Source organism: Achromobacter sp. K91 (assembly GCF_003576205.1).
Taxonomy (GTDB): domain Bacteria; phylum Pseudomonadota; class Gammaproteobacteria; order Burkholderiales; family Burkholderiaceae_B; genus Achromobacter; species Achromobacter aegrifaciens.
Map to the genome: position 1 here is coordinate 88243 of NZ_QWFB01000037.1, position 26196 is coordinate 114438.

General features: G+C 67.6%; 21 protein-coding genes. 15 read left to right on the top strand and 6 right to left on the bottom strand.

Translation table 11 applies throughout. The features are described 5' to 3' along the window. Positions 1-11 precede the first annotated feature (11 nt). The 5 genes from DXK93_RS19500 to DXK93_RS19520 all read right to left on the bottom strand — a co-directional run bounded on the left by DXK93_RS19500 (position 12) and on the right by DXK93_RS19520 (position 5674). Positions 12-1151: an acyl-CoA dehydrogenase family protein gene (locus DXK93_RS19500; RefSeq protein WP_119450910.1), complete on the bottom strand. Its 1140-nt coding sequence runs from the start codon at positions 1149-1151 to the stop codon at positions 12-14. 30 nt (positions 1152-1181) lie between these two features. Then, positions 1182-2711, bottom strand: a complete 1530-nt coding sequence (locus DXK93_RS19505; protein WP_119450911.1) for an AMP-binding protein — start codon at positions 2709-2711, stop codon at positions 1182-1184. Between the two features lie 19 nt (positions 2712-2730). Then, a complete protein-coding gene (locus DXK93_RS19510) occupies positions 2731-3591 on the bottom strand; it encodes a MaoC/PaaZ C-terminal domain-containing protein (protein ID WP_054450862.1) in 861 nt (286 codons plus the stop codon). A gap of 51 nt (positions 3592-3642) precedes the next feature. After that, on the bottom strand, positions 3643-4626 hold the full coding sequence (locus tag DXK93_RS19515; protein WP_054450860.1) for a tripartite tricarboxylate transporter substrate binding protein: 984 nt from the start codon (positions 4624-4626) through the stop codon (positions 3643-3645). 82 nt (positions 4627-4708) lie between these two features. Beyond that, positions 4709-5674: a tripartite tricarboxylate transporter substrate binding protein gene (locus tag DXK93_RS19520; protein WP_054450858.1), complete on the bottom strand. Its 966-nt coding sequence runs from the start codon at positions 5672-5674 to the stop codon at positions 4709-4711. Positions 5675-5901: 227 nt separating this feature from the next. Here DXK93_RS19520 and fabG point away from each other — a divergent pair, with 227 nt between their 5' ends. The 7 genes from fabG to DXK93_RS19555 all read left to right on the top strand — a co-directional run bounded on the left by fabG (position 5902) and on the right by DXK93_RS19555 (position 13336). Beyond that, positions 5902-6654 (top strand): 3-oxoacyl-ACP reductase FabG, encoded by a 753-nt coding sequence (fabG, locus tag DXK93_RS19525; protein WP_119450912.1) that lies wholly within the window; start codon positions 5902-5904, stop codon positions 6652-6654. A gap of 31 nt (positions 6655-6685) precedes the next feature. Next, positions 6686-7174, top strand: coding sequence for a MaoC/PaaZ C-terminal domain-containing protein (locus DXK93_RS19530; protein ID WP_054450854.1), 489 nt, complete (start codon positions 6686-6688; stop codon positions 7172-7174). Continuing rightward, positions 7171-9300, top strand: a complete 2130-nt coding sequence (locus DXK93_RS19535; RefSeq protein WP_119450913.1) for an acetate--CoA ligase family protein — start codon at positions 7171-7173, stop codon at positions 9298-9300. The genes DXK93_RS19530 and DXK93_RS19535 overlap by 4 nt, the downstream gene beginning before the upstream one ends. A gap of 45 nt (positions 9301-9345) precedes the next feature. Then, positions 9346-10500 (top strand): acyl-CoA dehydrogenase family protein, encoded by a 1155-nt coding sequence (locus tag DXK93_RS19540; protein ID WP_119450914.1) that lies wholly within the window; start codon positions 9346-9348, stop codon positions 10498-10500. A gap of 49 nt (positions 10501-10549) precedes the next feature. Continuing rightward, positions 10550-11287: an IclR family transcriptional regulator gene (locus tag DXK93_RS19545; RefSeq protein WP_119450915.1), complete on the top strand. Its 738-nt coding sequence runs from the start codon at positions 10550-10552 to the stop codon at positions 11285-11287. Positions 11288-11318: 31 nt separating this feature from the next. Next, positions 11319-12449 carry a CaiB/BaiF CoA-transferase family protein gene (locus DXK93_RS19550; protein ID WP_119450916.1) on the top strand — a complete coding sequence of 377 codons (1131 nt, stop codon included), beginning with the start codon at positions 11319-11321 and terminating at the stop codon, positions 12447-12449. A gap of 62 nt (positions 12450-12511) precedes the next feature. Then, positions 12512-13336 carry an enoyl-CoA hydratase/isomerase family protein gene (locus tag DXK93_RS19555; RefSeq protein ID WP_054450846.1) on the top strand — a complete coding sequence of 275 codons (825 nt, stop codon included), beginning with the start codon at positions 12512-12514 and terminating at the stop codon, positions 13334-13336. Here the strand turns inward: DXK93_RS19555 and DXK93_RS19560 are convergent. Continuing rightward, on the bottom strand, positions 13333-14229 hold the full coding sequence (locus tag DXK93_RS19560; protein WP_054450843.1) for a LysR family transcriptional regulator: 897 nt from the start codon (positions 14227-14229) through the stop codon (positions 13333-13335). The two genes, DXK93_RS19555 and DXK93_RS19560, sit on opposite strands and share 4 nt — an antisense overlap. A 116-nt stretch (positions 14230-14345) precedes the next feature. Here DXK93_RS19560 and DXK93_RS19565 point away from each other — a divergent pair, with 116 nt between their 5' ends. The 8 genes from DXK93_RS19565 to DXK93_RS19600 all read left to right on the top strand — a co-directional run bounded on the left by DXK93_RS19565 (position 14346) and on the right by DXK93_RS19600 (position 26184). After that, positions 14346-15959 (top strand): FAD-dependent monooxygenase, encoded by a 1614-nt coding sequence (locus DXK93_RS19565; protein ID WP_233564575.1) that lies wholly within the window; start codon positions 14346-14348, stop codon positions 15957-15959. 89 nt (positions 15960-16048) lie between these two features. Continuing rightward, on the top strand, positions 16049-17374 hold the full coding sequence (locus DXK93_RS19570; RefSeq protein WP_119450917.1) for an MFS transporter: 1326 nt from the start codon (positions 16049-16051) through the stop codon (positions 17372-17374). Positions 17375-17404: 30 nt separating this feature from the next. After that, positions 17405-18109, top strand: a complete 705-nt coding sequence (locus DXK93_RS19575) for an SDR family NAD(P)-dependent oxidoreductase (RefSeq protein ID WP_119450918.1) — start codon at positions 17405-17407, stop codon at positions 18107-18109. Positions 18110-18255: 146 nt separating this feature from the next. Further along, entirely contained in the window at positions 18256-19410 is a 1155-nt protein-coding gene (gene wecB / locus DXK93_RS19580) for a non-hydrolyzing UDP-N-acetylglucosamine 2-epimerase (RefSeq protein ID WP_119450919.1), read from the top strand. Positions 19411-19441: 31 nt separating this feature from the next. After that, entirely contained in the window at positions 19442-21655 is a 2214-nt protein-coding gene (locus tag DXK93_RS19585; RefSeq protein ID WP_119450920.1) for a cellulose biosynthesis cyclic di-GMP-binding regulatory protein BcsB, read from the top strand. A 12-nt stretch (positions 21656-21667) separates the two neighbouring features. Further along, positions 21668-23371 carry a glycosyl transferase family protein gene (locus DXK93_RS19590; protein ID WP_054450835.1) on the top strand — a complete coding sequence of 568 codons (1704 nt, stop codon included), beginning with the start codon at positions 21668-21670 and terminating at the stop codon, positions 23369-23371. Beyond that, positions 23368-25698, top strand: a complete 2331-nt coding sequence (locus DXK93_RS19595; RefSeq protein WP_119450921.1) for a hypothetical protein — start codon at positions 23368-23370, stop codon at positions 25696-25698. The genes DXK93_RS19590 and DXK93_RS19595 overlap by 4 nt, the downstream gene beginning before the upstream one ends. A 135-nt stretch (positions 25699-25833) precedes the next feature. Continuing rightward, complete coding sequence (locus DXK93_RS19600; protein ID WP_054450831.1) at positions 25834-26184, top strand: hypothetical protein; 351 nt, start codon at positions 25834-25836, stop codon at positions 26182-26184. Positions 26185-26196: the final 12 nt, after the last annotated feature.

The following is a 26196-nucleotide window of genomic DNA, read 5'->3' on the forward strand; positions in this document are numbered from 1 at the left end:
AAGAAGAAAGTTCAAAGCGTCCGTGCGATCAGCTCCCGCATCACTTCCGAGGCGCCGCCGTAAATCCGGTTGGGCCGCACGTCGGTGTAGGCGCGGGCGATGGGGTATTCACGCATGTAGCCGTAGCCGCCGTGGAACTGCAGCAGGTCGTCGATGGCGCTGGTGGCTTCAGATGCCCACAGCTTGGCCATGGCCGCGCCGCCGGCATCGAGCTCGCCATCCAGGTATTGCTGCACGCAACCGTCGACAAAGGCGCGAGTGGCGGCGGCCAGGGTCTTGATGTCTGCCAGCTTGAAGCGGATGTGCTGGTTGTCGATCAATGCCTTGTCAAAGGCGCGCCTGTCCTTGGTGTAGTCGACGGTCCATTGCAGCGCGCTTTCCAGCGCCATGGCGCAGCGCACCGCGATCATCAGGCGCTCGCGCACCAGTTCCTTCATCAGATAGCCGAAGCCCTGACCTGGCTCGCCCAGCATGTCCTCGTCCGGCACGAACATGTCCTGGAAGAAGAGTTCGGCCGTGTCCTGCGCCTTCTGCCCGACCTTGTCCAGCAGGCGTCCGCGCGTGAATCCGGGCGTCGCGGTATCGACCCAGAACAGGCTGATGCCGCGCGCGCCGGCTGCCGGATCGGTCTTGGCCACCACCAGCACGCGGTCGGCATGGAAGCCGTTGGTGATGAAGGTCTTCTGGCCGTTGATGACGTAGCCGCCCTGCGAGCGGACCGCCGCGGTGCGTATCGCCTTGACGTCGCTGCCCGCGCCCGGCTCGGTCATGGCGATGGACGCCACGATATCGCCCTGGGCCATGCCGGGCAGGTCGCGCTGCTTCTGGCGCTCGGTGCCGAAGTTCAGCAGATACGGCGCGACGATATCGGAATGGGTGGTGAAGCCGGTGACGCCGGTGGCCAGCGCACGGGCGATCTCTTCCACCACGATGATCGTGTGCAGGAAGTCGCCGCCGCCCCCGCCGTATTCCTCGGGCGTGCTGGGCAGCAGGATGCCGGCCGCGCCGGCCTTGCGCCACAGTTCGCGCGGCACCAGGCCTTCCTGTTCCCATTGGTAGTGATGCGGCGTGATCTCTTGCGCGATGAAGCGCGCCACGGTGTCGCGGAACAGGTCATGCTCCGCCGAGAAAAGCTTGCGCTGCCGATTCATGCTGCCTCCTGATCTTTCATGGCGGGCCGCCTAGGCTTGCGGCCAGTAACGTTGCTTGACCAGGCGCTTGAGCAGCTTGCCGGTCTCGGTGCGCGGCATGTCGCTGGAAAAGTCCACGCTCTTCGGGCACTTGATGGGCGAGATCCGGTCGCGGCAATAGTCGATCAACTGCCGCGCCAGGTCGGGGCTGGCCGCGGCCGGATCGCGCAATTGCACGACGGCCTTGACCTCCTCGCCGAACTCCGGGTTCGGCACGCCGACCACCGCTACGTCCGCCACCGCGGGATGCGTGCTCAGCAGGTTCTCGGCTTCCTGGGGATAGATGTTGACGCCGCCCGACACGATCATGTTGGACAGGCGGTCTGTCAGGTACAGATAGCCGTCCTGGTCCAGGTAGCCGATATCGCCGTAGGTGGCCCAGCCGCGCGCGTTGTAGGCGCCGCGCGTCTTGGCCGGGTCCTTGTGGTATTCGAAGGAGCCGCCGCCGGAAAAATAGATGACGCCTGGCTGGCCCGGGGGCAGTTCGTTCAGCCCGTCCTCGCTCATGATGTGGGCCTGGCCGAACTCCGGCCGGCCGACCGAGCCGCGGTGCGCCAGCCACTCATCGGAGCCCAGCGAGGTGCGTCCCACCAGTTCGGTGCCGCTGTAGTACTCGTACAGGATCGGCCCCCACCACGCGATCATGGCTTCCTTGACGTCGGCGGGGCACGGCGCGGCCGCATGCACGGCGTAGCGCAACGTGGACAGGTCGTGGCGCGTGCGCTCCTCCTGCGGCAGGCGCAGCAAGCGGATGAACATGGTCGGCACCCATTGCGAATGCGTGACGCCATGGGTGGCGATGGCCTCCAGCGCAGCGGCCGCGTCGAATTTTTCCATCATCACGCAGCTGCCGCCCGCCCGCAGCGCCGCCATATTCCAGCGCACCGGGGCCGCGTGATAGAACGGCGCGGTGGACAGATAGACGGTGTCGCGGTCGAAAGCTTTCCAGGCGCTGCTGGGCGCATCGCCAACGCGGAAATAGCGGTTGGCCACCGACAGCGGGCGCTTGATGCCCTTGGGCAGCCCGGTGGTGCCCGACGAATACAGGAAGTCCGTGCCTTCCGGGGTTTCAGGCAGGGCCACGTCATCGGCGTAGCGGCCGATCCAGTCTTCGTACGGGATTGCGCTGGCGTCCGCGCCGTCCATGCTGACGCGCAGCACGCCGCGCGCATCCAGCCCGTCCGCATCCGTTTCGGCCTGCGTGTGACCGGAATAGAACAGCACCCGTGCGTCGCAGTTTTCGATGATGTAGCGCGCTTCCTCGCGCTTGAGGTGGCGGCTGATGGTGGTGTAGTACAGGCCGACGCGGTGCGCGGCCCACAACAGTTCGAAGAAGCGCGGATGGTTTTCCAGGAATACCGCGATCACATCGCCGGATTGCAGGCCGGCGTCCAGCATGGCCGCCGCGCATTTGCGGCTGCGCAGTTCCAACTCGCGCCAGGTCACCGTGGTGCCGGACGGAATCATGCGGTAGGCGATGCCATCGGGCATCTCCCGGGCATGGGCTTCAAGTACTGACATGGTTCACCTCTGGTTTTTCTCAATGCGCCAGGCTGGCGGCGCCGTGGCTCAGCACCACCGTGCCGCGCTCGTGGGCCAGCGCGCGGAATTGCAGGCGGTCGCCGTCGCGCCAGATCTCCACGCGCAGCGTTTCGCCCGGGAAGAACGGCGCGGAAAAGCGCGCGGCGATGGCGCCCAGCCGTTGCGGCGCCGCCGGCGCGCAAGCCTGCAGCAAGGCTCGCGCCGCCATGCCGTAGGTGCACAGGCCATGCAGGATGGGCCGGTCGAAGCCGGCGGTGCGCGCCATGTGCGGCAGCGCGTGCACCGGATTGAGATCGCCGTTCAGGCGATAGAGCAACGCCTGCTGCGGCAGCGTGGACAGCAGCACGACCTGATCGGGTTCGCGTTGCGGCGTGGCCGGCAATGCCTCGGGCGGCTCGTCGCCCTGGCCGAAGCCGCCATCGGCGCGGCAGAACGACACATGCTCCACCGTGGCCAACGGCGCACCGCTCTCAGCATCCGAAATGTCGCGCACGGTGACTACCAGCGCACCCTTGCTGGCGCCTTTGTCCACGACGCGCGTGACGCGGGTCTGGCTGCGCACCGCGCCGGCCGCGGCCAGCGGCGCATGGAAGGTCATGCGGTGCTCGCCGTGCAGGATCTTGACCCAGTCTATGCCGGTGGCCGGATCGGCGGCCCAGCCATTGGGCGCGCCGATGGTGGCCAGGAAAGTCGGCACCACGGCCGTCCCGTCCTCGTGCACGTAGCGCAGTTCGGCTTCATCGGCCGGATCGCTGCCGTAGCCCAGGCCCAGCGCGTAGATCATGCAGTCGCGCGCGCTGTAGCGGTCGACGCGGTCCTCGAACTTCCAGTTGCGCAGGTTTTGATAATCGATTGCCATGGATCATGCCTCCCTACGCATGCCGGCGGCGCCAGGCCGCCGGCATGCTGGTCATTCCGCCTTGATGCCGGCGGCCTTGATGATTTTTTCCCAGCGGTCTTTTTCCGACCGGATGAAGCTGTCGAACTCGGCCGGCGTGCCGCCCAGCGGAATGCCGCCCTGCTGCGCCAGCTGCTTTTTCACCTCTTCATCGGCCAGGACCGCGTTGAGCTCCTTGTTCAACCGCGCGACCACCGCTGGCGGCGTGCGCGCCGCGACCAGCACGCCCAGCCAGGCGCCGACGTCGACATCGGGATAGCCTTGCTCGGCCAGCGTCGGCACGTCGGGCAGGATCTGGCTGCGTTCGCGGGTGGTGACCGCCAGCGCCCGCAGCCTGCCCGCCTTGACCAGCGGCGCCACGGTGATCACGTTCTCGACCGTGAAGTCGACCTGGCCTGCGACCAGGTCGTTGGTCGCGGGCGCGGCGCCCTTGTAGGGCACGGTGACAGCGGTGAAGTCCAGGCGGTTCTTCAGCAGCTCGCCGCCCAGGTGTCCGGACGTGCCGATCATGGAAACCGCCATGGACAGATTGCCCTGCTTCTTGCGGGCATAGTCGCGGAACTCGGCCAGCGTCTTGACCGGCGCGTTGGCGTTGACCACCAGCGCGTTCGGCATGGTGATGATGCGGATCACCGGGGCGAAGTCGGACATGGCGTACGGCAGTTTGCTGTACAGCGTGTAATTGACCGCGTTCGGGCCGCTGCTGCCCATGACCATCGTGTAGCCGTCGGGCTCGGCGCGCAGCAGGCCTTGCATGCCCAGGATGCCGGCCGCGCCTGCCATGTTTTCCACCACCACCGGCTGGCCGAGCCGCTCCGACAGCTTCTTGCCTATCACCCGACTGGTGATGTCCAGGATCCCGCCTGGCGAACTGGGCGCGATCAGGCGCAGGGGCTTGTTCGGATAGTCATCGGCCGCGTGCGACATCTGCGGCAAGGTCATTGCGGTCATCAGGCCGGCCAGCACTGCCAGCGTGTATCGCCTGCGTGTGTTCATGTATGTCTCCTGATTGGTCTTGTGTCCGCGGGCTTGTGGCGCCCGCTGTCTCGAATCCGGCGAACGGACCCGTTGCCGCGCGTCAGTCCACCTTCATGCCGGTGGCATCGACCACGCCCTGCCACTTCTTCACTTCGCTCTTCAGGAAGGCCCGCGCCTCTTCGGGGCCGCCGGTCAGGGGCCGGGCGTAGATCCGGTCCATGAATTCCTGGACATCCGGCTGCTTGTTGATGTCGGCCACGGCATCGGCCAGCGTCTTCAGGACCGGCGCCGGCACCTTGGCGGGGGCCGCCATGAAGTACACCGCTTCCACGTCGTAGCCCTTGAGGCCGGCTTCCTCGATGGTGGGCAGGTCGGGCATCGCCTTCATGCGCTCGCGCCCGGTGACAGCCAGCGCCTTCAGCTTCTTGGACTGCACCAGCGGAATGGCCGTGGAAACGCTGCCGAACATCATGTCCACGGTGCCCGACATCAGGTCCACCTCGGCCGGCGACACGCCCTTGTAGGGCACGTGGGTCATGTCGACGCCGGCCATGACCTTGAACAGCTCGCCCGCCAGGTGAATGGACGAGCCCATGCCGGCCGAGGCGAAAGTCAGCTTGTTGCCGCCGGCCTTGGCCTTGCTGATCAGGTCGTCGACACCCTGGATGCTGGAGCCGGGCGGCACCACCAGGATGTTGGGCGTGGAGGCCACCATGCCTATGGGCATCAGGTCGCGCTCCCAGTCGTAGGGGTTGCGCTTCATGGCGGCGTTGGCCGCCACATAGTTGGCCGCCATCGCGATGGTGTAGCCGTCGGCCGGGGCCTGCGTCAGCGCCTGGATCGCGATGTTGCCGCCCGCGCCGGGGCGGTTTTCCACGATGAATGTCTGGTTGAAACGTTCGCCGAGCTTTTTGGCATACAGGCGGGCAAGCAAGTCCGTGGCGCCGCCGGGCGCGAAGCCCACGTACACCCGCACCGGCTTGTCCGGATAAGCGTCGGCCCCGCTGGCTGCGCCTGCGGCAGCCAGGCTCAGTACCGCGGCCAACAATCCCTTCAACATTGCCATGAGTCGATCTCCTTCCGTTTTTTTAGAGATATGGGAATGTCGGGCCAACTTATTCCGACATGCCGAACAGTATAACGATGTGCCGATATTAATTGTCAAGAATTCCGGTGGTGTGTATATTTGTTCGGAACCTCGGAATAAATTCAAACTTGCCAGGCGCCTATCCCGGGATATCGGATTTCGGGTCCAGCGTGCCGGGCGCCATCAGCTACAGAAGGGGAATGGAGATGGACCTGCAACTCACCGGTAAAGTCGCCGTCATCACGGGTTCCGGCCGCGGCATTGGCTATGCGTCGGCACTGGCCCTGGCGCAGGAAGGCGCCCGCATCGTCATTACCGACATCAATCCCGAATCGGTGGAACAGGCGGTAGCCAACCTGAAGCAGGCCGGCCACGAGGCCATCGGCGCCGTGCTCGACGTCTGCGACGCGGAACAGGTGCAGACCATGGCCGAGCTGGCCGCGCACAAGTTCGGCGGCATCGACATCCTGGTCAACAACGCCGGCTTCACGCGCGACAAGTACCTGCTCAAGATGCCGGTGGAGGACTGGGATTCGGTGGTCGACACCATCCTGAAAGGCGCCTACTACTGCACCAAGGCCGCCCTGCCCTCGATGATGGAAAGGAAGTGGGGCCGCGTCATCAACATCGCCTCGCGCGCGCACTGGGGCAATCCCGGCCAGACCAACTACTCGGCTGCGAAGGCGGGCCTGATCGGCTTCACCCGCGCGCTGGCGCTGGAACAGGGCAAGTTCAACATCACCGCCAACGCCATCGCCCCGGGACTGATCGAAACGCCGCTGGTGCGCGGCCTGTCCACCTACGAAACCCTGCGCGCCAATGCGCTGGCGCGCCAGCCGGTGCCACGCCTGGGCGCGGTCGAGGACATCGCCAACGCGGTGGCCTTCCTGGCTTCTGAACGGTCCTCCTTCATCACGGGCGAACTGCTGCATGTGACCGGCGGCCGCTACGCTTCGTAAAACGCTCCTCCCTTCCGGAATCCGATCAGCCATGCAAAGCGCAAGCCCTGCCAGCCCATCCCCTCTTCCCGTCCAGCAGCCGCTGGAGGTCGGCCATTGCTTCGAATCCGCCGGCCGCACCATTACCGAAAGCGACATCGTCAACTTCGCCTGCCTGTCCGGCGACTTCAACCGCCTGCACGTCGACCACGAGTACGCCAGCGCCACGCCCTTCGGCCAGCGCATCGCCCACGGCCTGCTGGTGCTGTCCGTGCTGTCCGGGCTGACCACCCAGTCCAGCGGCTACCGCCAGCTGGAACCCTACGTGCTGGCGCTGATCGACATCAACTGCCGCTTTCCCAAACCCACCTTCATCGGCGACACCATCGTCGTGCGAGTGACGGTGACCGAAAAAACCGGGCAGTACCGGCCGGGCAAGGACAAGGTGGTGTTCCGGCGCGAAGCCGTCAACCAGCGCGGCGAGGTGGTGGTCCAGGCCGACTTCGCGATGGTGCTGCGGTCCATGGAGGGCGCCGCATGAAACCGTTCGCAGACCTGACGCGCTTCGTCAATCCGCGCAATGTGGCCGTGGTCGGCGCTTCTGCCCGCGAATCCAGCCAGGGGCGCCGCCTGTACGACAACCTGGTGCTGCATTCGTCGGTGCCGGGCGAGGTGTACGCGGTCAACCCGGCCTACCAGGAAATCGGCGGCCGGCCCTGCTGGCCATCCATCAGCGCCCTGCCGCCAGCCGAGATCGACGTGGCCCTGATCATGATCAACGCCTCGCTGGTGCTGGATGCCTTGCGGCAATGCGCGGCGCGCGGGATCCCTTTCGCGGTGGTCATGACCTCCGGCTTTTCCGAGGCAGGCGAGGAAGGCCGGCGCCTGGAACGCGAGATCGCCGAGCTGTGCGAGGCTACCGGCCTGCACGTCTACGGGCCGAACTGTCCGGGCTTCGTGAACGTGCGTGACCGCCTGGGCATGACCTTCTCGCCCGCCTTCAAGGACGATCTGAACACCGGCTCCATCGGCTTGGCGACCCAGGGCGGCGGACTCGGCCGCAACCTGCTGCAGGGCCTGTCCTACGGCCAGGGAGTGGGCCTGTGGTTCTCCGCCGGCAACGAGGTCGACCTGGAGATTCCTGACTTCATCGCCCACATGGCGAACGATCCGAAAACCAGCGTGATCGCCTTGCTGATGGAAGGCGTGAAGCACGGCAGGCGGCTGACGGCGGCGCTGGAACTGGCGCGCGCCCGCAACAAGCCGGTGGTGGTGCTGAAGGTGGGCCGGTCGGAAGCCGGCGTACGCGCCGCGCAGTCGCACACGGCGTCGGTGGCCGGCACGGCTGCGGTCAACAGCGCGGTGTTCCGGCAGTTCGGCGCAATCGAAGTGGACGACCTGGATCAGCTGCTGGCGGTCTCGCGCCTGCTGACGCGCATCACGCCCAAGAGCGGCAACGGCCTGTGCATCCATACCTTCTCGGGCGGCACCGCCGCGCTGGCCGCCGACATCGCCGGCGCAGCCGGCCTGCCGATGGCGGTGTTCGCGCCCGAGACCAAGGCCGCCTTGCGCAAGCTGCTGCCGGATTTCGCCAGTATCGACAACCCGGTAGACACCACTGCCGACATCCTGCGCAACCCCGAGGCCTCGGCGGCCTGCCTGCGCGCGATATGCGCCGACCCGGCGGTGGGCACGGTGCTGTTCCCCATCCCCATGGATTACGGTTCCATCACCGACGGCATGGCGCAGGCCATCGCCACGGTGGCGGCCGAAACCGAAACCCTGATCGTGCCGGTCTGGATGAGCCGGCGGTTGGGCGGCGGTTTCCAACTGCTGGAAACCGCCGGCCTGCTGCCGTTCCTGTCGCTGTCGGACGCGATCGCGGCCCTGTCCAAGGCCATACCGTGGAAGCGGCCCGAACGCGCGACGGCGGCAGCGCCCGCGCACGCCGATGCCGCATCCGACCAGGCCCGCATGCTTAGCGAAGCCGCGGCCAAGGCCATGCTGCGCGCGGCCGGCCTGCCAATACCCGAAGGAGTGGTTGCCGCCAGCGCCGAGCAGGCAGCCCGCGAGGCCGAGCGCCTGGGCTTTCCCGTGGTGATGAAGGTGGTCAGCGCCCAGATCGCGCACAAGACCGAAGCGGGCGGCGTCAAGCTGGGCATCGCCAGCGCCGGCGCGGCGCGCGAAGCCTATGCCACCATTCATGAATCGGTCGCACGCCACCAGGCGGACGCCATCATCGACGGCATCCTGGTGGAGCGCATGCTGCCGCCGGGCGGCCGCGAGGTGCTGGTCGGCGTGCATAGCGATGCGGCCTTCGGCCTGGTGCTGACCTTCGGCCTGGGCGGCATCTTCGTCGAAACCATCCGCGACGTGGCCCACCGCATGGTGCCGTTGTCGCGCGACGATGCGCGCGCCCTGCTGCGCGAGATCCGTTACGCCGACGTGCTGGACGGCGTGCGCGGCCAGGCGCCCGCCGACCTTGCCGCGCTGGAGGACCTGATCCTGCGGGTCTCGGACTTTGCCTGGAGCCGCCGCGACACCTTGCAGGAACTGGAGCTCAACCCGGTCTGGGTCGGCGCCGAAGGACAGGGCGCGATGCCGCTGGACGCGCTGATCGGCCTGCGCCCCGGCGCGGATGCCAGCCTGGAGCAACGCCCCTCATGACCGCCGCCGCAACGCCCTCCTCGACCATCTCCGCCTAGGACTCGCATGGACTTCTCACTGGACTCCACCCAGATCGAATTGCGCGACTCGCTGCGCCGCTACCTGACGGCCGAAGTCGCGCCCATCGTCAACCGCTACGAGGCCGAAGCCCGCGTGGTGCCGCAGGACATGGTCCGCGCCATGCGCGACTTCGGCCTGTTGGGCGGCATGCTGCAGGAAAAGGACGGCGGCTACGGCCTGCCGATGACGACCTACGGCATGCTGATAGCCGAGCTCGCGCGCGTCTGGCCGTCGCTGCGCAGCATCGTCAGCACCAGCAATCTCGCCGCCTCGGTGCTGAGCGACGGCGGCTCGCCCTACCTCAAGGAAAAGTACCTGCCGCGCGTCCTGTCGGGCGACGCGATCGCCAGCTTCGCGCTGAGCGAACCCAACATTGGTTCGGACGCGGCCCATGTCGAAACGCGCGCGGTGCAGACCGAAACCGGCTGGCAGGTCAACGGCCGCAAGCTCTACATCAGCCTGGGCACGGTCTGCGAGCTGGGCGTGGTGTTCGTGCAGACCCAGCGGGATGGCGGCGAACGCGGCGTGTCCTGCCTGCTGTTCGAGCGCGCCATGCAAGGCTTCTCGTCCAGCCCCATCGACAAGATGGGCATGCTGAGCTGCCCGTTGGGCGAGCTGCTGTTCGAAGACGTGGAGATCCCCGCGGCCAACCTGATCGGCGCCGAGGGCAAGGGCTTCGCGCTGGCCAAGAAGTACCTCAACATCGGCCGCTGCGTGGTGGCGTTTTCCGCGTTGGGCATCGCCGAGGCCGCCTATGAGGCGGCGGTAAAATACGCCGGCGACCGGGTCCAGTTCGGCCGGCCCATAGGCGGCTTCCAGCTGGTGCAGCATATGATCGCCGACATGATGACGCTGGTCGAAACCTCGCGCCTGCTGTGCTGGCGCGCCGCCGACGCGCTGGACCGCAACGCCGCCGACAGCCAGATGCTATGTTCGATGGCCAAGCGCCATGCCACCGACGCCGTGCTGCGCGTGGCGGAACTGTCCATGCAGGTGCATGGCGGCGCGGGCTACACCACGCTGTTCCCCGTCGAGCGTCATTACCGCGACGCCCGCCACCTGAGCATTGCCGAAGGCACCAACCAGATCCAGGCCCTGCTCATGGCGCAAAGCGTATTAGGCATTTCCGCGTTGAAATGACCGGCTACGCAAACGCCCGGGCCGGTTCCACTATCCACTCCGACATCCTATGCCGCAAATCCTCCCTACCGCACAGCGCGTGCTGCAAGTCTTCGAAGTCTATGCGCGGGAACGCCGTCCCCTGACGAATTCGGAAATGGCGCGCTTTCTCGACCTGGCCGACAGCAGTTGCTCGGACCTGCTCTACACGCTGCGCCAGGCAGGCTACCTGTTGCGCACGCCCAAGTCGCGCTACTTCCACCCGACGGGCAGGCTGCTCGACGTGGCCCAGGGCATTTCGGCGGCCGACCCGCTGCAAGCCTTCGCGTCCGAAGCGCTGGAGATCCTGACGCGCCAGTCCGGCGAATCCTCGATGTGCGGCCTGCTGGACGGCAACAAGGTGAAGATCTACGCCAGCCAGGAAAGCCCGCGCGCCTTGCGCTACGTGGTGCAGCCCGGCACCACCTTCGACCTGCAGATCGCGGCGCTGGGCAAGGCGCTGCTGGGTGAAATGGACGCCGCAGAACGCAACGCCGTGATCGATGCGCTGCCGTTCGAACACGTCACGGCCAGCAGCATCACCGACCCCGGCACCTTGCGCACGCAGATCGAATCCCAGCTGGAAAAGAAGTACTTCCACACCCGCGACGAAGGCAATGAAGGCGTCTCGGCCATCGGCATCGCCGGGCGTGTCGGCGGACAGTTGACTGCCCTGTCCATCGTCGGCCCGACCCATCGCATGGACGCCAACATGGAGAAGTACACCCAGGTCATCCTGGACGCGCGCGCCGAATTCTTCGAATCCTGAGAACCCGACACATCATGGAGTGACGATAGACATGGCTGGTCCCCTGAACGGATTGACGGTGGTGGAAATGGCCGGCATCGGGCCCGGCCCGTTCTGCGCCATGATGTTGGCGGACATGGGCGCGGACGTGATCCGCATCGACCGGCTTGCGCCCGGGTTCCTGGGCGGCGGCGGCACCATCATCGACCGGGGCCGGCGCACGATCGCGCTGGATCTCAAGAAGCCCGGCGCGACCGACATCGTGCTGCGGCTGCTGGACCGGGCGGACGCCTTGCTGGAAGGCTTCCGGCCGGGCGTGATGGAAAGGCTGGGCCTGGGGCCGGACGAATGCCTGGCGCGCAATCCGCGGCTGGTGTACGGACGCATGACGGGCTGGGGCCAGGACGGACCGCTGGCGCAGGCGGCCGGCCATGACCTGAACTACATCGCCATCACCGGCGCGCTGCACGCCATGGGACATGCCGACCGGCCGCCGACGCCGCCGCTGCATCTGGTCGGCGACATGGGCGGCGGCGCCATGATGCTGGCCTTCGGCGTGCTTTGCGGCCTGCTCGAGGCCGGCCGCACGGGCCGGGGCCAGGTGGTGGACGCAGCCATCTGCGACGGCGCGTCCCTGCTGGCGAGCGCCTACCACGGCAAGCTGCAAGACGGAGGCTGGATCAACCAGCGCCAGTCCAACATGCTGGACGGCGGCGCCCATTTCTACGGCTGCTATGCCTGCGCGGACGGCAAGTACGTTTCCATCGGCGCGATCGAACCGCAGTTCTACCGCCTGCTGCTGGAGCGTTGCGGCATCGACGACCCGGACTTCCAGCAGCAATGGGAACGCGCGCAATGGCCGCAGCTGCGCGCCAAGCTGGCCGGCATCATCGCGGGCCGCACCCGCGAGCAATGGTGCGCGCTGCTCGAAGGCACGGATGCCTGCTTCGCGCCGGTGCTGGACTTCGAGGAAGCGCCGCGGCACCCCCACCATGTGGCGCGCAACAGTTTCATCGAAACCGGCGGCATCGTGCACCCCGCCCCCGCGCCGCGGCTTTCGCGCACGCCCGGGCAGGCTCGCGCAGTGCCCGCGCCCGGTGCGCACACAGAAGAATTGCTGGCGGAACTGGGCCTGGCGCCAGCCGATATCCAGGCCCTGCGCGAACGCGGCGCCATCGCCTGAGCGCCCGCGGCAGCTTGCGGCCGGATCCGCATGGCGCGGCCCGGCCATCATGGAAGGCAGACATGGAGACCGATCCGATGCAAGTCATCTCTAGCGAGTTCAAGACCCTGCTCTATGCCGTGGAAGGCGGCGTCGCCACCATCACGCTGAACCGCCCCGCCCAGCGCAACGCGCTGGACATGGTCATGCGCGAAGAGCTGGCCCATCTGGTGGGCGAGATCCGGCGCGACCGCGGCGTGCGCGTCGTGATCCTGGCCGGCGCGGGCGGCGCCTTCTGCTCGGGCGGCGACATCTCCACCATGGGCTCCGGCGGCTCCGCCGAAGAGGCGCGCGAACGCATGGCCAGCCTGCTCCTGACGATAGAAGGCCTGATCACGCTGGACCGGCCGGTGATCGCAGCGGTCGACGGCCCGGCCTATGGCGCCGGGCTGGGCCTGGCCCTGACCGCCGACCTGATCCTGGCCTCGCCGCGGGCGCGCTTCTGCCTGTCCTTCCTGCGACTGGGGGCCATCCCCGATTGCGCCACCATGTACACGCTGCCGCGCATGGTGGGCCTGCAACGCGCCAAGGAACTGGCCTTCTCCACCCGCGAATTCGAGGCGCAGGAAGCCCGCGACATGGGCATCGTGTTCGAGATCCAGCCGCAGGAGGCGATCCACGAGCGCGCGCGGCAGATCGCGCTGTCCATGGCAGAACTGCCCATGGCGGCGCTGGCGATCACCAAGCGCGGCTTCAACGCTTCGCTCAACAGCGACCTGAACGCGATGCTGGACCTGGAAGCCGCGGGCCAGGGCGTGGCCCGCTCCACCGACTACCACCGCGAGGCGGCCGGCCGCTTTCTCGACAAGGTGGCGCAACGCTTCCAGTGGCCGGCGGCCGGCCTCTAGCCCGAGGTCCGCGCGCTTGCCCGCCGCGCCAGCGTGCAGTAGTACTCGGCCGCCGGCGTCAGCGGCAGGCCGGCGCGCTGCACGATACATACCGGCGGCGCGGGCAGCGGTTCCTTGACGCGGATTTCCTGGAACACGCCTTGCAGCAGCGGATACTGCAGCCATTGCACCGGCAGCATCATCAGCAGGTCGGAATTGGTCAGGGCCGTGATGAAGGTCAGCGCGGACTGGGCCTTCAAGGCCAGGTGCGGCGGTGGCAGGCCATGCTTCTCGAACAGCGGACCCAGCTCTTCTTCGGCCTTGTGCGTGATGGAGGTGGTGATCCATTGCGCCCCGGCCAGGTCGCGCAGGGAACGGGCGCGCGCCAGCGGATGGCCCTTGCGGCCGATGATCACGCGCGTGTTGTCGAAGAGCTTTTCCACCTGTAGCTCGCCAGGCGTGCGCGCGGGCACCGGCCCGATGTAGAAGTCCACGGTGCCATCCAGCAGGGACGCCTCTACCAGCGGGTAGACCCCGTCGATGATCTCCAGATGAGTATCCGGGTAGCGCGCCCGGAACTCGCGCAACACTTCGGCGAACAGTCCCAGATGCGGCGCGGTCGACATGCACAGCGTGACGCGTCCGCGGGACGCGCCGTTCAACTGGCCGATCTCGTCGCGCGCACGCTGCAGCTCATGGCGGATGGCGTTGGCCCGCCTGAGGAACACGGCGCCCATGGGGGTCAGGCGCACGCCCTTGGCATGCCGTTCGAACAGCACGCACCCCAGCTCTTTCTCGAGTTCGCGGATGCTGCGCGAGATGGCCGGCTGAGGCGCGTCCAGGTGGCGGGCCGCGGCCCTGACGCCGCCGCGTTCGGCCACGGCCAGGAAATCCCGCAGGGTGTTGAGCTTCATGGAAGTGAATCAAATTTGATATCAGCAAGCCAATTCTGCCATCTTTCGGCATCATGGACATAGGCCTAGGATGCTTCCAAAGCCTGCAGATGAGCAGGCAACCGAGGAGACCGAAGGTGGAGAAGCGAGCCTCGCCCCGCGTGCTGATCGTGGGCGCCGGACCGGCCGGACTGAGTCTGGCGATCGAACTGGGGCACAGAAGGATTCCGTGCCTGCTCATCGAGCGCAACGACCGCGTGGGATACGCGCCGCGCGCCAAGACGACCAATGTGCGCACGCGCGAACACCTGCGCCGCTGGGGCATCGCCGACCGATTGCGCGCGGCGTCGCCGCTGGGCGCGTACTACCCCTCCAACGTCGTGTTCTGCACCCGCCTGGCCGGCGTCGAACTCGGGCGGCACGAGAACGCCATGTACTGCGCCCCCGGCCGCAATCCGCTGTACTCGGAACACGCGCAGTGGATACCCCAGTACACCGTGGAAGAGGTCTTGCGTTCGCATGCCTCCTCGCTACCCGACGTGGAGATACGGTTCCGCTCCGAGCTGCTGGACCTGACGCAGGATGCCGGCGGAGTGCACGCGCGCTTGCGCGATCTGGCGCAAGGCCGGGACATCGAACTGGAAGTGGATTACCTGGTGGGCGCCGACGGCGCCCGCAGCCTGGTGCGGGACCTGATCGGCACGCGCATGGAAGGCAGCTACGGGCTGTCCCGCAACTACAACATCGTGTTCCGCGCCCCCGGACTGGCCCAGGCCCATCGGCACGGCCCCGCCATCATGTACTGGCAGATCAACGGCGACGCGCCCAGCCTGATCGGTCCGATGGACAGCGGCGACACCTGGTTCTTCATGCCCACTCACGTGGACCCGCAGCAACGCGCCAGCGACATCGACGCGCGCGCCATGATCGCCCGCGCCACCGGCATCGACCTGCCATACGAGGTGCTCAGCAGCGACGAGTGGACCGCCAGCAAGCTGCTGGGCGACCGCTACCGCCAAGGGCGCGTCTTCCTGGTGGGCGATGCCTGCCATCTGCATCCGCCCTTCGGCGGCTATGGCATGAACATGGGGGTGGCCGACAGCGTGGACCTGGGCTGGAAGCTGGCCGCGGCGCTGCAAGGCTGGGGCGGCCCCGCCCTCATCGACAGCTATGAACGGGAACGCCGGCCCGTGCACCAATGGGTGCTCGACGAAGCCGAACACAACCATTCGATCCTCGGCAATCATTTGCTGGCGGACCATCTTGAAGACGCTGGCGCCGCAGGCGAGCGGGCACGCCAGGAAGCCGGCGCGCGCATCCGCGCGGCGAAGATGCGCGAGTTCTCCACCCTGGGCGTGGTGCTGGGCTACCAGTACGCGGACTCTCCCGTCATCGTGCCCGACGGCAGCCCCGAGCCGGCCCGGGACTTCATCAACTACACGCCCTCGTCCCGTCCCGGCGCCCTGGCGCCGCATGCCTGGCTGCATGACGGCAGCTCGCTGTACGACCATTTCGGCCCGGGTTTTACCCTGCTGGCCTTGCCCACGGCAGCCGCCCGCGACGTCGATGCCGCCGTATCCGCAGCGCAGGCTGCGGGCGTGCCCTTGACGCTGATCCGTCCGGACGAAGGCGGCGTGGCCAACCTCTACCCCGCCCCGCTCACCCTGATCCGGCCCGACCAGCACGTCGCCTGGCGCGGCGCCGCGTGGCCGGATACCGACCTGTACGCCCGGGTGACAGGGCGCAACTGAAACCACAGCCGGCGCAGTGCTGCCCCGCGCCGCCGCCATCCCAGCCTAGAGAGAGATCCGCCGCCAAGGCGGACGACAGGAGACCTACCATGATCCGTAATGAAGATCTGGCGCATGCCGAACAGGCTGTCGCCGGCTTTCGCAACCGCGTCCTGCCCTTGCTGTTCGCAGGATATCTGCTCAACTTCCTGGACCGCACCAACATCAGCTATGCGCAGCTGCAGATGGGCGCGGACCTGGGCATCTCCCTGGCGGCCTACGGGTTCGGCGCGGGCCTCTTTTTCATCGGCTATGCCAGCGTATGCGTGCCCGCCAACCTGGCGCTGCAACGCTTCGGCGTCAGGCGCTGGCTGGCCTGCATGTTCCTGGCCTGGGGCCTGGTCTCCTGCCTGATGGCCGCGCTGCACGGTGAAAAATCGTTCTACGCGCTGCGCTTCCTGCTGGGCGTGACGGAAGGCGGTTTCATTCCCGCCGTCAACTTCTACATCGCATCCTGGATTCCGCCGCGCTACCGCAGCCGCATCAATTCGATCTTCATCATGGCGCTGCCGCTGGCCATGATCTTCGGCGGGCCACTGGCGGGCGCGCTGCTGAAGATCGACGCCGGCATGCCGGGCTGGCGCTGGCTGTTCCTCATCGAAGGCCTGCCCACCATGCTGCTGGGCTTGATGATCCTGCGCTACCTGCCCGGCACGCCGCAGGAGGCCCGCTGGCTCAGCGACGGCCAGCGCCAGGGCTTGCGCGCCGTCATGGAACACGAGGCTCCGGCCCGCACGGCCTTCCCCTCCGCTTCCTGGACGCACGGATTCGCCGTCTTCCGCCAGCCCATGCTGTGGGGCCTGCTGTTGATCTTGCTGGCCGCGTATGCCGCGACCTTTGCCCTGGCGTACTTTCTTCCGACCATACTCAAGCAGCTGTACGGCATCACGCCGCTGGAAATCGGCGCGCTGCTGATGATTCCCAACGTCGTGGCGCTGGTGTTCAGCTACGTGGTCGGACGCAGCAGCGAACGCACCGGCGACATCCGCTGGCACCTGGCGGTCGTCTGCCTGGCGGGCGCGGGCGGCTTCCTGATGCTGCACGGCGCGGCGACGGTGTCCCTGGCGGCATTCCTGGCCGTGGTGTCCATCATCACCGGCTACACCATCGCGTACTACGGTCCGCTCAATGCCGCGGTGCAGAACTACATCGGCGCGAGCGCTGGCCCCCTGGCGCTGGTTACGACCATCGGCTCGCTGGGTGGCTTCTTCGGCCCGACCCTGACCGGCGCGGTCATGCAGGCCAGCGGCGGCGAATGGGAACTCGCGGCCCAGGTGTTCGCCCTGGCGACGCTGGCGAGCGCGGGCCTGGCGATCCTGTGCGTGCGCAACCGGCGCGCGGCGCCGGCCGCGCAAGCAGCGGCCTCCGGCACCTGAAATCGACACAACCTACATAGCGAGTCAGACATGAGCACGAACACTCAAGCAAGGACCGCCGTCGTCACCGGCGGCGCAAGCGGGATCGGCCAGGAATGCGCGCGGCAGCTGCGCGCCGAAGGCTGGCAGGTCGTGGTGTGGGACCGGAGCGCCGCGGATGACGCCGTGGCCGTCGACGTTTCGGACTACGCCAGCGTAGCCCGCGCGGCGGCACAGCTGGACGGCGTAGACCTGCTGATCAACGCCGCCGGCATCGCCGGCAGCCGTGCCCCGGTCGCGGAAAAGGACCCCGCGGAATGGGCCCAGGTCCTGGCGGTGAACCTCAACGGCACCTTCCATTGCGCGCATGCCCTGTATCCGGCGCTGCGCGCCCGCGGCGGCGTCATCGTCAACATCGCGTCGGTGGCCGGCATGGTCATGATGAAGGGCCGCGCCCACTACGCCGTATCGAAGGCCGGCGTGGCGACGCTGACGCGGTCGCTGGCCAATGAATGGGCCGAGGACGGCATCCGGGTCATCGCGGTGGCGCCGGGCTACGTCAAGACGCCCTTGATCCAGCATTCCATCGACGCGGGCGAACTGGACGAAGCGCGGCTTGCGGCCATGCATCCGATGAACCGCCTGGCGACTACCCAGGAAATCGCGGCGTCGATCATCGCGTTGACCAGGCCGCCGTTCCTGTTCATGACGGGTTCGGTCGTCACCATCGACGGCGGCATGACGCTGGGTAAATAGTTCGGGGTATCGCGCGAAAGCAACAGTTTGTCCCCAAATTTTCCGGCAATCCCCTTTTATTGAAATAAACCGTCACATATTACGATTACTTTCAATCCATAATCTACGCAAGAAAATGCCACCGGCGTAGGGGGCCCGCTCTTGCGATGAAAGTCCTTTCCATATTCGGGACCCGTCCCGAAGCGATCAAGATGGCGCCCCTGGTGTCCGCGCTGCAAGGCGAACCCAGGATCCAGAGCGTCGTCTGCGTGACGGGCCAGCATCGCGAGATGCTGGATCAGGTGATGGCCCTGTTCGACCTGCGGGCGCAGCACGACCTGGACATCATGGTGCCCAACCAGACGCTCAACGGCCTGTACGCGCGGCTGATCAGCCGGGTGGACAGCGTGCTGGAGGCGGAGCAGCCCGATTGCGTGCTGGTCCACGGCGACACCAGCACCGCATCGGCCTGCGCGCTGGCGTCTTTCCACCGCCGCGCGCGCATCGGCCACGTCGAAGCCGGCCTGCGCACCGGCGATCTGGCCAAGCCCTTCCCCGAGGAAATGAACCGCCGCGTGGTCGACGCGGTGGGCGACTGGCTGTTCGCGCCGACGGCGCAATCGCGCGCCAACCTGTTGCGCGAAAACCTCTCGGGCCGCATCACGGTCACAGGCAATACCGTGATCGACGCGCTGGCCATGACCTGCGCCAAGCTCGCGCCCGAAGGTGCGCTGGCGCAGCAATTGGCGGCACGCTACGGCTGGCTGGATCCGCAGCGCCGCCTGCTGCTGGTGACCGGACACCGGCGCGAAAGCTTCGGCGAGGGCTTCCGGAACATCTGCGCCGCCCTGGCCGAACTGGCGCGGCGCGAAGACCTGCAGATCGTCTACCCCGTGCACCTGAATCCGCAGGTGCGCAACGTGGTGATGGCTCAACTGGACGGCCTGTCGCGCGTGCATCTGATCGCCCCGCTGGATTACCTGGACTTCGTCTGGTTCATGCAGCGCGCCTACCTGATCCTGACCGACTCGGGCGGGGTGCAGGAAGAAGCGCCCTACCTCGGCAAGCCGGTATTGGTGATGCGCGACGTCACCGAACGCCCGGAAGCCGTGCAGGCCGGCACCGTGACGCTGGTCGGCACCGATACGCAGCGCATCCTGGCCGAAGTGAACCGCTTGCTCGACAACCCGGAACTGCACGCTTCGTTCTCGCGCCGCATCAATCCCTATGGCGACGGCCTCGCCAGCCAGCGCATCGTCGATGCGCTTTGCGGCCGCGCCGTATCCGAGTTTGCGCCTCAAGCACCGGCCGCGGCCCGTTAGCCGCCCCATGCCCCTCACCACCGGAGCCCTCATGCCCCATGCCCCGCATTCCCCCGCCGCCCGCACCCTCTGCCGCGCGCTGATCGCCGCCGGGTTGCTGCTCCCCTTGGGAGCGATGGCCAGTCCCGCGGGCGACGCCTTGCGGCGCTTGCTGGGCGACGACTGGGTCACGCGCGACACCAGCCTGGAAGACCTGGGCATCCGCGAACCGGTGGTGCTGAGCAACAGCGATGCGCGCCAGGAGTTCTACCTGCCGGTACCCCGCGGCGTGGCGATAGCCGACGCCACGCTCGATTTCGACGCGCGCTACATCAAGGGCGAACCGGGCCGCGCCAGCATGGTGTTATGGGTGGACGGCGTGCCGCAGACGGCGCAGCGCATCGCCGACGGCGAGGGGTCGGCCACGCGCAAGCTGAACGTGGAGCAACGCGTGCGCGACACCGGCTTCGTGCGCCTGGCGGTGGACTGGCAATCGGAGATCGCGCAGCGCCAGTGCGAAAGCAACCGCGCCACCGCCAACGCCTTGATGGTGTCGCCGCGCACGCGCCTGAGCTACCGCTACGACGCCTCGGCCATCGGCAGCCTGGACGAAGCCTGGAGCACCCTGCCCGGCAAGCCCGTGCTGATGGTGGCGGGCGCCAAGCTCGACCAGCAGGCTTTCGACAGCGCCTGGCGCATGGGCGTGGCGATGGAGCGCAGCGGCAAGCGGGTCGCAGTCCGCGCCTTCCCGGCGGTGGGCGACGAGATCGACACCCGCGGCCTGCAGGCCCCGAACGGACTGGGGCAAGTGCAGGCGTTCGCAGCCCTGGCGGGCAAGGACAAGCACAAGCTGGCCAACGCCGCGGAGATCGGCGCGCTGCTGGTCATGGGCGCGCCCGCCGTCAGCGGCGACGTGGTGATCGCCGACGCCGCGCTGCGCGCCCGCTACAACGAGGCGCTGGACGCCTTGCAGGCGCAATTGGCGCAGGACGGCGACGCCGCCGAGGCCTTCCAGGCCTGGCGCCAGCGGCGCATGCCCCTGGCCGGCCAGGACCTGCCCTCCAAGGAGATCCGCCTGGCGCCGCTGGGCCGGCAGGCGGTCATCGCCGTGGCCGCCGACGCCGGCGCGCAAGGCGCGGGCGCCTTCGACACGGCTTGGCGCCGCATCCTGGTCACGCGCCAGGCGCAGGTCAAGACGGCGGAGCCGCCGCAGGCTTCGGGCGAAGATGGCATGCGCCTGACCGCGTTGGGCGGATCGTCCGCCAGCTTCGACGTGGTCGCGCGCGGCGACTGGAACGCCACGTTCGCGCTGGCCGCGGTGTCGGCGGACGGCAGCATGCCGGACGAACTGGTCATGGACCTGGCCGCCGCGCCGGGCGCGTCCGCCACCCGGCCGGTCGCCTCGGTGTTCTGGAATGGCATCCTGCTGGCCGCCAAGCAGATGGACGCCGACGGCCATCCCGAACGCCTGACGGCGCGCGTGCCCGGCTACGCCCTGGGCCTTACCAACGCGGTGCGCGTCACGTTCCAGCGCCAGCCGGTATCGGTGGATTGCAATGAAATCCCGCAAGGCTACCCCGTCAACGTGCTGCCCACCAGCTATGTGAAGCCGGGCCGCGCGCAGCCGGACGGCACCTTCGTGGGGCTGCTGCCGCTGTTGGCCGGCAGCCCCCAGTTGCTGATCCCCGACGGCTATCTGGCCGACGCGCCGGCCAGCCTGCAACGCGTCATCGGCATCGCCACGGCCAGCGGCCTGTCCGCCACGCGCGCGGCGCTGTCGCTCACGCCGGCGGGTCAGGCGGCCAAGCCCGGCGGCCCCTTCGTGGCGATGGAAGTCGCGGTGGACGGCGCCAAGCCCATGGTCAAGGTCACGGACCGCAAGCAGCTGACGGTGGACGGCAAGAGCGCGCCCTGGCTCGACGTTTCCGGCCTGGACAACCTGAGCACGGCCGAAGTGGTGCGCGCCGGCGGCCAGGACGGCCTGCTGTGGCACACGCTGGGCCAGCGCCCGGTCATGCCGCAGGCGCCCTTCGTGCTGAACCGCGGCAACATCGCCATCATCGGCGCGGCAGGGCCGCTGGCCTGGATCGACAGCGCCAATCCCGCGGCGGGCCAGCCGCCGGGGGCGGGCGCAAGCGCCTTCTTCGAATGGCGCAACTACCTGTCGTGGAGCGTCCCGGCGCTGAGCGTGTGCCTGCTGGTCCTGCTCCTGATCCTGATCGCCGCATTGCGCGTCACCCGCAGGAAGAACAAGGACAGCAAGTAACCCGGAGGCGCCATGTCCTCGCTTTACTGGCCCTACCTCATCGCCGACTACTACCGCGGCCTGGAGATCGTGACGGCGGTAGTCGGCGTCATCATCCTGCTGTCCAGCCTGGACGACCTGTTCATCGACGGCTGGTTCTGGCTGCGCGAACTGCGCCGCGGGCTGACGGTCAAGCGCCAGTATGCGCCGCTGACCGCCGAGCAGTTGCGCGCCAAGCGGGAACAGCCGCTGGCGATCATGGTGCCGGCCTGGCTGGAGTACGACGTGATCGCGCCCATGCTGGAGAACATGGTGTCGACGCTGGAATACAAGAACTACATGATCTTCGCGGGCACGTACCAGAACGACGAGCGCACCATCAAGGAAGTGGAACGCATGCGGCGGCGCTACCGCCAACTGATACGGGTGGAAGTGCCGCACGACGGGCCGACCTGCAAGGCCGACTGCCTGAACTGGATCGTGCAGGCCATCTTCGCCCAGAATGCCATGCAGCCCGAGCCCTTCGCCGGCGTGATCCTGCACGACAGCGAAGACGTGCTGCACCCGCTGGAACTCAAGTACTACAACTATCTGCTGCCGCGCATCGATTTCATCCAGTTGCCAGTCACGTCGCTGGAACGGGAGTGGCACGAGCTGGTCGCCGGCACCTACATGGACGAGTTCGCCGAATGGCACACCAAGGACCTGGTGGTGCGGGAAAGCCTGTCCAAGATGGTGCCGTCCGCCGGCGTCGGCACCTGCTTCTCGCGCCACGCGCTGGAGGTGCTGGCGGCAGAGACCAACAACCAGCCCTTCAATACCGACACGCTGACCGAGGACTACGACATCGGCGCGCGCCTGGCCCAGCGCGGCATGCGCCAGATCTTCGGCAAATTCGAGGTCGAGTACGTGACGCGCCGCCGCTCATGGTTCGGCCTGGGGCGGGAGAAGATCTCTGCCATCAGGATGCCGCTGGGCGTGCGCGAATACTTCCCCAACACCTTCCGCACCGCCTACCGGCAAAAGGCGCGCTGGACGCTGGGCATCGGCCTGCAAGGCTGGCAGCAGGTGGGATGGACCGGCTCGCTGGCCACCAAGTATCTGCTGTTCCGCGACCGCAAGGGACTGTTCACGTCGTTCATCGCAATACTGGCCTATCTGCTGCTGGCCAACTTCTTTCTCTTCTATCTGGCCGACCGCTTTGGCTGGTGGAAGGTTTATTACCCTTCCTACTTCCGCCCCGGCGGCTGGCTGGTGACGCTGATGTGGCTGAACGCGGGGGCCCTGCTGCTGCGCGTGGTGCAGCGCGCGTACTTCGTCGGCCGCATGTACGGCTGGGAGCACGCCCTGCTGTCCATGCCGCGCATGATCGTCGGCAACTTCATCAACGCCATGGCGGCGGCGCGGGCCTGGCGCCTGTTCATCGGCCACCTGATCACGGGCAAGCGGCTGGCCTGGGACAAGACCATGCATGACTTCCCCTCCACCGACCAGTTGGCGCAGCAGCGCCAGCGCCTGGGCGACCTGCTGCTGTCCTGGCAGGCCATCGATCATCAGATGCTGGAGCAGGCGCTGGAGATCCAGGCGCGCGAGAAGCGGCCGCTGGGCGAAATCCTGATGGAGCGGGGCTGGCTCGACGAAAAGACGCTGCACGAAGCGCTGTCATTCCAGCAAGGCGCCCCGACGCAAACCGAACACCCCGCGGACCCGCTATCGCACAGGCCCACTCCTCCATGACCGTCCTTTCCCGTACGCTGGCTTTCAGCGCCCTGCTGTGCGTGGCCGCAGTCCCTGTAGCGGCCACGCAACCTGCCGCCGCAGCCGAACGTCCGCTGGAAGGCGACGCCTACCAACTGGCCGACCAGGCCTACAAGCAGTACGACGCCGGCCATTACGAAACCGCCCAGATCATGGCGGAGAACGCCATCCGCCTGCGGCCCGACGTGGCTCGCCTGCGCCTGTTGCTGGTCTATGCCTTGGAAAAGCAAGGTAAACGGCAGGAGGCCGCCCGTGCGGCCGACGCGGCGATCGCCGACGGCCTGGGCACCCCGGAACTGCGGCAGGCCAAGGCCAACCTGCAGCGCCCGCCTGCCGTGGCCGCCACGCCCACACAGCCCGCGGCGCAAACGCCTGCGCAAGCTTCCGGGCAGACGCCCGTGCAGACGCCCGCCCCTGTCCGCAAGCCCGCGCCGCAAACCCCGTACCAGCGCGCCTATCCCGTGGCGGCGCGCGCCTATGCGGACTATGGACGCCAGGATTACGCCGCGTCCGCCGCAGGCGCCGAACGCGCCTTCCGCGCCGTGCCCAGGCAAGGCGAATGGGCCTTGCTGTGGGTGGAATCGCTGGGCGCGCAACAGCGCTACGAAGCCGCCAGCCAGGCCGTCGACACGGCGCTGGCGCTGGGCGCGCCCAACAAGGCGGCGCTGCAGGCGAGGCAGCAGGCCTATCAGAAGCAGATCGCCGCAAGCCAGGCGCCCGCGGCGCCGGCTCCGGGTAGCGAGGCCGCCACGGGCGCCTATGCCGCCTACGACAAGGGCGCCTACCAGGAAGCCATCACGCTGGCCCGCCAGGCCGTGGCGCAAGCGCCGGACAATGAGAGCTATGCCCAGCTGCTGACGACCGCGCTGGCCGCGGGCGACAAGGCGCAAGCCGCCGAGGCGGAAGCCCGGCTGAGCGACGCCATCGCCCGCCAGCCGGACTCGGCCCAGCTGCTTGCGCAGCGCGGCTATGCGCGCCAGCGCCTGGGCCAGCCCGCGGGTGCGGCGTCCGACTTCGCGGCCGCGCGCGCCACCGGCCAGGCGCCGCCGCGCCTGATCCTGGACCAGGCCTATGCGCAGTCGGCAATGGGCGACAACCGCGCCGCCACCGACTCGCTCAAGCAAGCCATCGACATGGACGATGCCGGCCAGTTGGGCCTCACGCCGCTGGAGCGCTACAACACGCGCAGCGGCGTCGCCGCCCTGTCGCGCGAATGGGGCGGCTCGTTCTCCGCGTCCTATCGCGGCGCACGGCCGGCCAGCTCCAGCCTGGGCGGGGCCGCCATCAACACCCCTGGCGACGTGATCTTCAGCACTGCGGAAATCTTCTGGCGTCCGCCGCAACTGAACAACCGCTGGGGCATGCTCGAGGCGTACGCGCGCAGCTCCAACACGCTGTACGACAGCGGCAGCACCTACGAGTCGCGCAGGAATGTCGACCCTTGCACCGGGGAAAGCACCCCGGACGAACGCTCTAACGAAGAACGCTTTCGCAACAACAGCACCTCATCCGGCATCCCCAGCACCATCGGCGCGCTGGGCCTGCGTTATCTGCTGGCCGATACCGGCATAACTTTCGGCATCGAACGCCGCTTCTTTCTGGGATCCGCCACCCGCCAGGGCTATGCCTACCCCGAATCCAGCGCGGTGCAGTGCGCGGCGCAGCAGGCCTTCCACAACGCCTATCCCAATCTGCAGGACCAGAGCGCCGTGGCGCGCTACAAACTCAACGGCAATGCCGGGGGCTGGATGTCCTACGTCACCTACGGCTATTACCAAGGCCGCGAATTGCGCGTGGACGTACCCAGCTGGCTGACGATCGAAGGCTATGCGCAGGCCGGCTACGCCTGGGACGACAACAGCGCCCGCTATACCGCCTATTCGGTGGACTCCAAGGGCCAGCGTCAGCAGGATCTGGGCAGTTCCTCGGGCCGCCTCAAGCGCGACCAGGCCTTCCTGTCCGGCGAACTGCGCGTGGGCCGCAGCTTCCGCGCCACCAGCATCAGCGACAAGCTGGTGCTGTTTCCGTACGCGGTGGTCGGCGCGGACTGGCTGTGGCAGAAGAGCGTGGCCAAGCTGGACGACCTGCCCGGCTACGGCAGCCAGTCGGTGGTCCTGTCCGACCACGGCACTTCTTGGTCGCTGGGCGTGGGGCCGGGCTTCAACGTGCGCTACTGGTTCCGCGAAGACCACTACAACGCGCCGCGCTCTTACCTGGACTTCGGCGTCCAGTACCGTACCAGCCTGGGCGGGGGCGAGAGCGACCGCGCCAAGGGTTGGTTCATGAACATGACGCTGTCGTACTGAGCCGCTGATACACACGATTACATCGGTTCATAAGCCTATAACAATGAATCGGGCATAGTGCTCCGCGCCACGCAGGCTGAGCGATCGCCAGGCGTGCAAACCTCATCCCTCACCGCGTTGGAGATTGAATTGCCGATGTTCAAACAAGCCCGTATCGCCCTGGCCGCCGCCGCCCTGACCCTGGCCAGCGGCGCCGCCCTTGCCCAGCAGACCATGCAGGGCCAGATGCCCAACCTGGCGGCCGTGAGTGGCCAGATGCATGCCGCCGCCGAGTACTGCGGCGCCTACACGGCAGCGCAGCTCGAGCAGATGAAGCAACAACAGAAGACTGCGACCAGCGCCCAGGGCATGTCGGCGGCGGACTTCGACGCCGCTTTTTCGAAGTCCTACAGCCAAGCCAAGGTGCAACTGGGCACGTTGAGCGCGGCCGACAAGGAAAAGACCTGCGCGCAGCTCAAGGCCATGGCCGCGGCGCAACCGCGCTAACCATTCCGCGTC